The 5,555-nt window shown below is 33.4% G+C and carries 6 protein-coding genes and 1 pseudogene; 5 read left to right on the plus strand and 2 right to left on the minus strand.

Annotated elements, in window-relative coordinates:
• Positions 1 to 323 precede the first annotated feature (323 nt).
• Positions 324 to 778 (plus strand): annotated as a pseudogene (locus NI465_RS16890) (DDE-type integrase/transposase/recombinase); the annotation flags it as partial.
• 12 nt (positions 779 to 790) lie between these two features.
• Here the strand turns inward: NI465_RS16890 and repM are convergent.
• A complete protein-coding gene (repM, locus tag NI465_RS16300) occupies positions 791 to 1,735 on the minus strand; it encodes a replication initiation protein RepM (protein ID WP_196076281.1) in 945 nt (314 codons plus the stop codon).
• A gap of 399 nt (positions 1,736 to 2,134) precedes the next feature.
• On the opposite strand from repM, the gene NI465_RS16305 reads away from it, so the two are divergent.
• The 4 genes from NI465_RS16305 (at position 2,135) to NI465_RS16320 (ending at position 4,616) form a co-directional block, all read left to right on the plus strand.
• Positions 2,135 to 2,773 carry an AAA family ATPase gene (locus NI465_RS16305; protein WP_253145992.1) on the plus strand — a complete coding sequence of 213 codons (639 nt, stop codon included), beginning with the start codon at positions 2,135 to 2,137 and terminating at the stop codon, positions 2,771 to 2,773.
• A gap of 2 nt (positions 2,774 to 2,775) precedes the next feature.
• On the plus strand, positions 2,776 to 3,072 hold the full coding sequence (locus tag NI465_RS16310) for a hypothetical protein (RefSeq protein WP_180175078.1): 297 nt from the start codon (positions 2,776 to 2,778) through the stop codon (positions 3,070 to 3,072).
• 650 nt (positions 3,073 to 3,722) lie between these two features.
• Positions 3,723 to 4,142: a DUF6530 family protein gene (locus tag NI465_RS16315; protein WP_196077714.1), complete on the plus strand. Its 420-nt coding sequence runs from the start codon at positions 3,723 to 3,725 to the stop codon at positions 4,140 to 4,142.
• Positions 4,143 to 4,175: 33 nt separating this feature from the next.
• Positions 4,176 to 4,616: a DUF8426 domain-containing protein gene (locus tag NI465_RS16320; RefSeq protein ID WP_253145993.1), complete on the plus strand. Its 441-nt coding sequence runs from the start codon at positions 4,176 to 4,178 to the stop codon at positions 4,614 to 4,616.
• 238 nt (positions 4,617 to 4,854) lie between these two features.
• Here the strand turns inward: NI465_RS16320 and NI465_RS16325 are convergent.
• A partial coding sequence (locus tag NI465_RS16325; RefSeq protein ID WP_494399513.1) for a transposase family protein occupies positions 4,855 to 5,555 on the minus strand: 701 nt, incomplete at its 5' end.

Consider the following 5,555-nt stretch of genomic DNA (forward strand, 5'->3'; position numbering starts at 1 on the left):
TTTCACATTTGACCTATTGCAGAAATCTATCTCTTTAAACAGCTGTATTTAGCTGCTTATGATCCAGAATTGGTTACCCAGCACCCGGATTGCATAAGCATCATAAGTTATGTAACTTGCGTAATTTACGTGTCAGGAATCTGTCCACTTATGCCTCTCTAAACACGTACGCGTGTTTTTCACATTTGACCTATTGCAGAAATCTATCTCTTTAAACAGCTGTATTTAGCTGCTTATGATCCAGAATTGGTTACCCAGCACCCGGATTACATAAGCATCATAAGTTATGTAACTTGCGTAATTTATAAAATTGGCAAGGCTGATTATATCTGGCTGGAGTTCTTGATTTATATTCGAAAAAATTCCTCGGTTGCCAATAAAACCCACTCATACCAAGAATATCGTTTTGGATGCACTTCCCATGGCTGTATAGTAACGTAGATCAAATGAACCTGGATCATACATTCAGATCACGGCTTACAATACAGTAGCGTGGACTGGGAGAAATTCTGTCAAAAACATAATTTGGTTCAGAGTATGAGTCGCCACCTTGCGCAATATACAGCTCATGTTGGGGGATAATGCTGTTGCTGTATCCCTTTTTTTTAGGATATTAAAAAGATGAGCCATAAAACACGAGAAATAGCCTGTGCGGATGTGTTTGATTATATCGAATATTTTACAATCGAATTAGGCGCCTTCACATCTGGATGGTATGAGCCCAGAAGCATTTGAGCCGCTTCAAAATGAAGGCTATCTCATGTTTAGGATACTGTGAGCAATCCAGTAACTATTTTTGCTTCCCATTTTTTGGTTTATAACCAACATTTAATAGATGTGAAAAATATTTTTTAACATTCTCTTGATCTGTTAATTCGGCTTCAATTCTTTCCTGAAAATCTTCTTGTGTTTCGCCTATCTTTCCAAAAGCACGTCCAAAATCTGGATTGTCATCAATATCGCAAAGTTTTTGCGCAAAATATGAAATTTGCTTTGCTGTTAATTTATATAAATTTTCTGGAGCTCTATCACTGAGTATTAGAACGGTATCTTTTTCAAAAAAAGTAAACTCTATATCAGTAATAGTCCTACCTTCTTTTTTCTGGGTATAAGTAACTTCAATATCAGTAAATTTATTGATTTGTTCTATAGCAACTTTTAGAACGCGCTTTTTAAAATCTCCCATTTGAGAGTATTCATCTTCTAGCAAGCCTAATTTCTCTCTAAGATCTGCTATAGGGACATAAAGCTTACCTGTGGATCTCCAACGTATTAAAAGCTCGTACAATCGAATAGAGTAAACACTGGTAAGTTGTGAAATTTGCTTAAGTTCATATCTAGTAAATTTTTCTTCAAGCTTAATGAAAAGCGGAAGGATATCTGGCGCAAATATCAACTGCACACATGCAGCCTCTTTGACATAACCTACTTTGGATACCCATCGACTCTTATAAACTGCTTTTTTTCCTGTAACAGGATCTATTGTTTTATAAGTAAGCCTACGTTCAAATAAATTATCACATGCTGCTTGTAATGCTTCGTATGCTGATTGTCGGCCAAGCTTGAACTGTTTCATATACTCCGAGGCATGAATCGTTAACATAGTCTCGGCCGTTAATTCTTTTTCAATCTCACGGGCAGCAAGAATTGCTATTAAAATTAATCTTTGTTCTGAAAGATTTAGTGCATAGGAAGCTTCAATTAAATTATTATCTTTATAGATTACATTGCTCATATGTTAGTGCTAAAAAATTTGATTACCAATATATGGACAATACTACTTAACGTCCATAAACGGAAGTGTTTTTTTTGAAAGGAATTTGTCCATTTATGTAAGGAATCTGTCCTCTTATATAAAGGAATCTGTCCTTTTATATAAAGGAATCTGTCCACTTATTGGTAGGAATCCGTCCACTTATTGGTAGGAATCTGTCCACTTTAATTCTTTGTATTCCCCTGATATCAATAGTTACAGCTGTTATATAAATAATAAATTTAAAATATATATAAAATAATAAAAAAGAACCTTACTTGTGGATAACTTTTAAATTATTTTTTTATCACGATAGTTGATTTTTACATGAAATCATTTTACATTACTTAAATTATTAAACTTACGTAACTTACATAAAATATGATTATATTAGTTGGTGGTGAAAAAGGCGGTGCTGGAAAAAGCTGCTTATCTCAAAATTTAGCAGTATACCTTCAAACAAAAAATAGGGATGTCCTTTTATTAGATGCAGATCCTCAAGGAACAACAACTGATAGGATAAAAGAACGTGATGATAATGATGATTTAAAAGATATTCCTTCAGTTCAAGCTTCTGGCAATATCCGCTCAGTTCTCAAAGATCTGCAAGGTAGATATCAGGATATTGTAATTGATGCTGGTGGGCAAGATTCAGAAGCTTTACGTTCTGCAATGACAATAGCTACTCATATGTTATTACCTTTTAGACCAAAACGAAGGGATTTAAAAACATTAGCACATATGGAACAAGTTTTAAAATTAGCTAAAACTGTCAATCCAGATCTTATTGCAAGAGCAATTATTACACAATGTCCAACGTTACCATCACAAGTTCAAAGAATTTTAGATGCGAAAGATGCATGTAAATCATTTGGTATAAATGCGTTAAATGCGATTACGACTAATAGAAATGTCTATGATGACGCTGATGAAAATGGCCTTTCTGTTTTTGAAGTAAATAGTGATCAAAAAGCAAAAGCAGAGATTAAAAATATAGCTAATGAATTTTTAGGAATTTAATCATGGCTGGATTAAACGGTTTAAAAAAGAAAGTTGAAATATCTCCAGAAGATCAGTTAGCAGAAGTATTCATATCTGGGGCTGAAAAAAGGGTAAGAGCTTTAGAAACCAAAGAGAAAAAATTTATTAGATGTACATTTTCTTTGAATGATGAAGTTAATCAGTTAATTGATGAACTGGTAGTTAAAAGTCAAAATGCTCGTGTTAGTAGATCAAGTATCGTTAGAATTGCATTAGAAAATTTGGCTTCAAAAAGCTCTGAAGAAATTAAAGAAATAGTTAATCAACAACTTCCGTAATAACTTATTTAAGTTACGTAACTTATGATTGTTACGTAACCTTATCTCTTATAAATTATTACTAAAATTTTTTTATAGATTTTTATAACTCATAAAATAACAAAGAAATAACTAGGCAACAATTCCCTTAACAACTTATTCAAGTTACGTAACTTATGATTATTACGTAATATTTTATCACACAAATAGTTCCTAAAAGCTTTCTAGTAGATTTTAAAAACTCAAATAAAATTAAAAAATGATTAGGTTCTTTGAACATTTTTTGTGCATTAAATTGGTTGTTATTTGATAAATAAGTTGTTGTTTTTATTAAATAAATTTTATTAACTTAGAGTTCATTTCCACACGTAATGTTATTTTTAAAGGGTCGCGACACAGCCATCGTCATTTTCTGAAAAATGAGTTTCCAGTAGATGTTTTAGATTTCTATAGTTTTTAACTAAGTACTGAATCAAGGATTTTAAACTATTGAAGATCATCTAGATATGTCGAGCCATTATCCATTGATTATTACGTTAATTTCCCATAATGGCCATTATATTAAATCAGTGTTAAAAATAAGCTTTACTTTAGTAAATACTTTAGTAACATAGCTACTAACTAGTTTACTAAATATTTTAGTAAACACTTTAGTAAATAAGGTTGAGAACATGGATATACCAAATCATTTATCACACAAACCGATTGTAAAATTAGAAGATTACACTCAATTAGATGGCAAATTTACCAATCAAACAGATGCTGAGGGCTTGTCTATTGGTTTAGCGCAATGGAGTAATCCTAAAGAAATGGATTTGTCTGCAAAAGTCTGGAGATACACTGGCGAAAAGTGGTCTCGACAATCAGAAGAATTGCCTATGCATCGTGTATTAGATTTAGCTAGTTTGTTATGTGCTTCTATTAGTTATGCTAAGAATGAAACTTTGCCGATTTATGATGATTTTCATATCACTTTGTCAAAGAACCCTGCGTTAATTGAAGTTCTAAAAAAAGGTGTAGCTAATGATGAAGAGCATTTGGATAAATCTCTAAAAAGATTGTCTAGATATCTCAAAGCTTTGGGATATTAATTTTAGATAGTTTTCAAAAATTAGGGGTAAATAATGACAACATATTGGCATATGCAAATACATCCAGATGATCAATCATTTTCTGATGAAAATTTATATAGCATCTTAGAAAACAAAAAAATTATAGGCTTAGGTGACTGGAAGGAAGGACAGGAAGTTATTTCAACTTTTATAAATAAATTAGAGGTAAATGATATAGTTGCTATAAAGAATGGTTCTAAATTAATTGCCCTAGTTCAAGTCGTTGGTGGCGCTTACAAAGTAGATGACGATCAAAGCGAAATGGGATGGATTAAACATAGACGTCCAGTTCGTATATTAGATTGGGAGTTATGGGGAAAAACAATACCTCAACCAAGGGGCACTCTTATTAAATGTGTTAGTAGTGAAGTTGAGACAACAAAGATAATTAAAGAGTGGCATCAAAAGGTTGATACTGTTCTAAGAAAAAGAGGTATACCATCGTTAGTATAGTCAAATATAAATAGTTAATGTGATAGAAACCATATTTCTTAATATTGTCTAAATTAACATAAAACAGGTTATGCGAATTTTTTTTTAAGATCAGTAGCATAATGCTTTATGAAAAGCCCATTCGAGGGTGAATGGGCTTTTTACAATGTTATATCATATTGATTTTAAAATATAAAACAATGTCTGTTATTCACCAATTAAAATGTCTATGCGATAAACCATTTAAAATGTCCTGTTTTTAACCACAAGAGTCAAGCACAGGATTTAAATTTTTTTGTTCAATAACAGCTTTCTGAGCTTTACGACTTGGCATACTTTTCTGGGCCCGGGAACGTTTATTCTGTTTCTCCAACTCTTCATGTTGTTGCTGGATATGCGCCAGGACTGAACCTAAGCGTTTATTCTCAACAATCTCATTTTGCTGTAGCCCAGCCAATTTATTGAAGATGCTGTAGTTGATTTTCCGACCTTCATGCATGATGGCCATAGTACCATCCGGGTACTCCAGAAATGAAATGTATTGTCCAACTAATTTCTGGTTCAATTCAGTCGGTTCAAGCAGATAAATACATTTGTCATACGTCAGGGTCAGATTCTTGGTGACCTTGCGCGGTTCCTGCGAGGTAAAAATATCATCCAGTTCAAGATCAGATTCGGTTAATGGCCGATGTAGGTTCTTTGAGTTTCGCGCACATTTAGCGAACTTCTGATTGAAGTGTTCAATAAAGCAGGGCAACCATGCATTTGCTTCTGCAATCGAACAGATGCCTTCCAGGCGCATCTCCTTGATCAGACGGTCCTGAAGGGTTCTGTTGGCACGTTCTACGCGACCCTTCGCCTGTGGGGAGTTGGCGAAGATAATATCAATGTTTAACTCATTCAGAATCCGCCCAAATTGCGTGATCTGGCTGTCTTGCCTGGATTTCTGGTTGACTCTAA

The sequence above is a fragment of the Acinetobacter lwoffii genome (genome assembly GCF_024129855.1).
Lineage (GTDB): Bacteria > Pseudomonadota > Gammaproteobacteria > Pseudomonadales > Moraxellaceae > Acinetobacter > Acinetobacter lwoffii_L.